Origin of the sequence: Streptomyces fuscichromogenes (genome assembly GCF_014645815.1) — a bacterium.
Lineage (GTDB): Bacteria > Actinomycetota > Actinomycetes > Streptomycetales > Streptomycetaceae > Streptomyces > Streptomyces fuscichromogenes.
In genome coordinates this window covers 1-683 of record NZ_BMML01000119.1, presented here as the reverse complement: position 1 = coordinate 683, position 683 = coordinate 1, and the positions used below count along the sequence as shown (strand labels likewise).

Annotated in this window: 1 protein-coding gene; it reads left to right on the top strand. The window is 69.3% G+C overall.

From position 1 onward, the window contains the following. On the top strand, positions 1 to 683 hold a 683-nt coding region (locus IEZ11_RS50450), incomplete at both ends, for a phosphopantetheine-binding protein (protein WP_189269861.1).

Genomic DNA, 683 nt, shown 5'->3' with positions numbered 1-683 from the left:
CTGTGACGGGGTGGCACAGGCGGCCGTCGTGGTCCGCGAGGACACCCCGGGCGACAAACGCCTGGTCGCCTATGTGACACCGGCACCAGACGTGGCACCGGCGCCAGGTGCGGCGTCGGCTTGGGAGGCGGTGGCCGGTCTGGACCGGGTGGTGCGCGAGCATGCCGCCCTGCGGCTACCCGCCTACATGGTGCCCTCGGCGGTGGTGGTTTTGGATGTGCTGCCGTTGACGGTCAATGGGAAGCTGGACCGGCGGGCGTTGCCGGAACCGGAGTACGTCTCGGGTGGGGGTCGTGGTCCGGTGACGGTGCGGGAGGAGGTCCTGTGCCAGGTCTTCGCCGAGGTCCTGGGGCTCGATCACGTCGGTGTCGATGACGACTTCTTCGATCTGGGTGGTCATTCGCTGCTCGCGATGCGGCTGGTGAGCCGGGTGCGAGCAGTGCTGGAAGTGGAGTTGCCGTTGCGGGCGGTGTTCGAGGCTCCGACGGTGGCGGGGATCGCGGCGCGGTTGGATGTGGCCGGGGCTGTGCGGCCGGCGGTGGTGGCGGTGGCGCGGCCGGCGGTGGTGCCGTTGTCGTTCGCACAGCAACGCCTGTGGTTCATCGGCCAGCTGGAGGACCCCAGCCCTACTTACAACGTTTCGTCTGCTGTGCGGCTCGACGGTGAGGTGAATATCCCGGCGC